Source organism: Rhodopseudomonas sp. AAP120, from assembly GCF_001295845.1.
Lineage (GTDB): Bacteria > Pseudomonadota > Alphaproteobacteria > Rhizobiales > Xanthobacteraceae > Rhodopseudomonas.
Window position 1 is genome coordinate 1 of the sequence record NZ_LJIC01000211.1, and the last position, 3,623, is coordinate 3,623.

General features: G+C 66.8%; 4 protein-coding genes. 2 read left to right on the forward strand and 2 right to left on the reverse strand.

Going from position 1 to position 3,623, the window contains the following annotated elements; translation table 11 throughout:
• Positions 1–261 precede the first annotated feature (261 nt).
• Both IP86_RS26930 and IP86_RS26935 read right to left on the reverse strand, forming a co-directional pair.
• Positions 262–1,236 carry a DnaJ C-terminal domain-containing protein gene (locus IP86_RS26930; RefSeq protein ID WP_054165527.1) on the reverse strand — a complete coding sequence of 325 codons (975 nt, stop codon included), beginning with the start codon at positions 1,234–1,236 and terminating at the stop codon, positions 262–264.
• 118 nt (positions 1,237–1,354) lie between these two features.
• On the reverse strand, positions 1,355–1,870 hold the full coding sequence (locus IP86_RS26935) for an RT0821/Lpp0805 family surface protein (protein WP_245290749.1): 516 nt from the start codon (positions 1,868–1,870) through the stop codon (positions 1,355–1,357).
• 15 nt (positions 1,871–1,885) lie between these two features.
• Here IP86_RS26935 and pdxH point away from each other — a divergent pair, with 15 nt between their 5' ends.
• Together pdxH and IP86_RS26945 are read left to right on the forward strand one after the other, a co-directional pair.
• Positions 1,886–2,524: a pyridoxamine 5'-phosphate oxidase gene (pdxH, locus tag IP86_RS26940; protein WP_054165529.1), complete on the forward strand. Its 639-nt coding sequence runs from the start codon at positions 1,886–1,888 to the stop codon at positions 2,522–2,524.
• Positions 2,521–3,294, forward strand: a complete 774-nt coding sequence (locus tag IP86_RS26945) for an SDR family NAD(P)-dependent oxidoreductase (protein ID WP_054165530.1) — start codon at positions 2,521–2,523, stop codon at positions 3,292–3,294. The genes pdxH and IP86_RS26945 overlap by 4 nt, the downstream gene beginning before the upstream one ends.
• Positions 3,295–3,623: the final 329 nt, after the last annotated feature.

Sequence of the window (3,623 nt, forward strand, 5' to 3'; positions counted from 1 at the left end):
CACCCCACCCCGCTCGCTGCGCGAGCGACCCTCCCCCTCCAGGGGAGGGTGATCCTCGTCGCGGCGCAATCTCTCAGGCCAGCCCTATGCCGAGATGCGAGCCCGAGCGTTTTGATGCACTGATCGATGTGTTTCTGGCGGAAGCGAAGGGGTAGATAGGACAACCCGCCCAACCGTCATTGCGAGCGAAGCGAAGCAATCCAGCTCAGTGCACTGATCTGGATTGCTTCGTCGCTTCGCTCCTCGCAATGACGGAAAGGCTCACCCCAGATCGCTGCGCGGGTGGTATGGGTGGCTGTCGCGCCACTTGGTCATCAGCGCTTCGAGGTCGGCGTCGTGGCCGTCGGGCAGCACGATGCGGGTGGTGACGAACAGGTCGCCGGCGGCGCCGTTCTTCGGCAGGCCCTTGCCCTTGAGCCGGAAGATGCGGCCGCTCGACGTGTTCTTCGGGATCGACAGTTCGATCGCACCGGTCAGCGTCGGTACCCGCACCTTGGCGCCGAGCACCGCTTCGTACAGCGTGATCGGCAACTCCAGCCGCAAGTCGCTGCCGTCGACCTTGAAGTGCGGGTGCGGCGCGTAGTTGACGGTGATCAACAGGTCGCCGGGGCGATGGCCGGGCGCGCTTTCGCCCTGCCCTTTCAGCCGGATCTGCTGGCCCGGGCCGACGCCGGCCGGAATCTTGACGTTGAGCTCCTTGCCGCTCGGCAGCCGGACGCGCTTTTCCGAGCCCTTCGCGGCCTCTTCCAGCGTCACCGTCATGGTCACGCTCTGGTCGAGGTCGGGGGCGAAGCCGCCGCTGTCGAAATCGAAACCCGCGCCGCCGCCGCGCGCACCGCCGCGCATGCCGGCCGCGCCGCCGAACATCGAATTCAGAATGTCTTCGAAGCCGGCGCCGCCGCCAGCGCCAAATCCGGCGCCGCCGCTGCGGAAATTATACTGCTCGAAACCGCCGCCAGCGCCGGCGCGACCGCCACGCGCGCCGCCACCGCCAGGGAAGCCCTGGAAGCGCGGCTTGCCTTCGGCGTCGATCTCGCCGCGGTCGAATTGTTTGCGCTTGGCCTCGTCACCGAGGATCTCGTTGGCGGAGTTGACCTCGGCGAAACGGGCGGCGGCCTTCGGGTCGTTCTTGTTCGCGTCGGGGTGATGCTTCTTGGCCAGCTTGCGATAGGCGCTTTTGATCGCCGCAGCGCTGGCGTCCCGCTGCACCCCCAGGACCTCATAGGGGTCGCGCATCCGTTACGTCTCCTTCAGAACTCAGGATAAACCCATGGGCAGAACGCCCAGTCGGGTTTCATCTGGGGTGTTTGTGTCTCTTTTGCAACCGCTTTCCGCCGCGCTTTCGCGGGCGCGATCAGCTCCGCCGCCATGGTTTCAGCGAGCGGATTTCCCAATGGCCTTGTGCCGATCGGCAGGCGGCACCCTGCATCCAGCTCTCGGACCCGTCCTTGACGTAGCTGGCGAGGAAGTCGCGGCACGACCGGCCGTCGGCCGTATAGGCCGCGGCGAGCGGCGTGACGGATCCACGCGCGCCGGTGGCAGGGTTCTCCCACGGCTGGCTGGAATCCTTGCCGCCTTTGGTCAGCACATCGGACGCGGCGATGCGTGCCAGCGCCAAATCCGCCTCGCTCGGGCCGTCCTCTGGCGCCGGCGTCAGCGCGCGGATCGAGCCGGTGAACTCGCTGGCGTCCATTTGGGCAAAGGCCGCGTCCTTGCCCCCGACGCTGCAGCCGCCGAGCCCCACCCCCATTAGAATGACTATCAAGCCTGCGGAGCGGCCGATCGTCGATAGGACAACGCACCGCCGTGCCCTATATAGGTCTGGCCTATACAGAGCCGCCGGCGCGGTCGGGAGCGCGGTGAAGCACAAGTCGGATCCCCTCGCATGAGCGATACCTCCATCAAACACCAGAGTGCGTTAACGTCCGGTGATTTCACCGCCGCAGAGAATCCGTTTGGCCTGTTCGCCGAATGGCTTGCGGAAGCCACCGCCTCCGAACCGAACGATCCGAACGCGATGGCGCTGGCGACGGTCGATCCCGACGGCCTGCCGGATGTCCGGATGGTGCTGATGAAGGGCTACGACGCCGACGGCTTCGTGTTCTACAGCCACATCGCCAGCCAGAAGGGCCGCGAACTCGCCGCCAATCCCAAGGCGGCGCTGCTGTTCCACTGGAAGTCGCTGCGCCGGCAGGTGCGCGTCCGCGGCACCGTGGCCCCGGTGACCGAGGCCGAGGCCGACGCCTATTTCGCCACGCGGCCGAAGCAGGCGCAGATCGGCGCCTGGGCCAGCAAGCAGTCGCAGCCGCTCGAGAGCCGCTTCGCCTTCGAACAGGCGATCGCCAAGGTCGCGGCGCGGCATCTCGTCGGCGAGGTTCCGCGCCCGCCGGGCTGGAGCGGCTGGCGCATCACCCCGTCGCGGATCGAATTCTGGCACGACCGCCCGTTCCGCCTGCACGATCGCATCGAATTCAGCCGCGATACGCCGGCTCACCCCTGGACCAAGACAAGGCTTTACCCATGAGTCCCGACACCCCGAAGCGCGCGCCCGAGACCAATGCGCAGCGCCGGACGATGATTTTGACCGGCGCCAGCCGCGGCATAGGCCACGCCACGGCGATCCGGTTTTCCAGTGCCGGCTGGCGGGTGATCACCTGCTCGCGGCATCCGTTTCCGGAAGAATGCCCGTGGGGCGCCGGCCCCGAGGATCACATCCAGATGAATCTCGGCGACCGCGCCGACACGCTGCGCGGCATCGACGAGATCCGCGAGCGGCTCGACGGCGCGCTGGTGCACGCGCTGGTCAACAATGCGGCGATCTCGCCGAAGGCCGCCGGTGGCCGCCGGCTCGGCTCGATCGACACCGAGATGGACACCTGGGAGCACGTCTTCCACGTCAACTTCTTTTCGCCGATCATGATGGCGCGCGGGCTGATCGAAGAACTCAAGGCCGCGAAGGGCTCGGTGGTCAACGTCACCTCGATCGCCGGCTCGCGCGTGCATCCGTTCGCCGGCGCCGCCTATGCCACCTCGAAGGCGGCGCTCGCGGCGCTGACGCGGGAGATGGCGTCGGACTTCGGCCCGATCGGCGTGCGCGTCAATTCGATCGCGCCCGGCGAAATCGACACCTCGATCCTGTCGCCCGGCACCGAGAAGATCGTCCAGGAAGACATCCCGATGCGCCGCCTCGGCACGCCGGACGAAGTGGCCAAGATCATCTACGTGCTGTGCACCGAGACCTCGTCCTACGTGAACGGCGCCGAGATCCACATCAACGGCGGCCAGCACGTTTAGGAGTAGCGATGCTCCAATCACAACCTCATGGTGAGGAGGCGCGCAGCGCCGTCTCGAACCATGGGCTGCGAGTCCCGCGCGGCCCCATCCTTCGAGACGCCCGGCTTCGCCGGGCTCCTCAGGATGAGGACTCAGTGCCCGTGGAGAGCTCATCGCTCTTAAACAACAATGAACCACTCTCAATTTGCACACTTCCCTCGCCTCACACCGTGACCGGCCTTGTGCCGGGCATGACGGGGTGGTGAGCTGCTTCGTATTCGAAGCGGTCGTACATCGTCATTGCGAGCCAACGGGTCGGCGCGAAGCGCCGCCCGATGACAGGCTCCGCG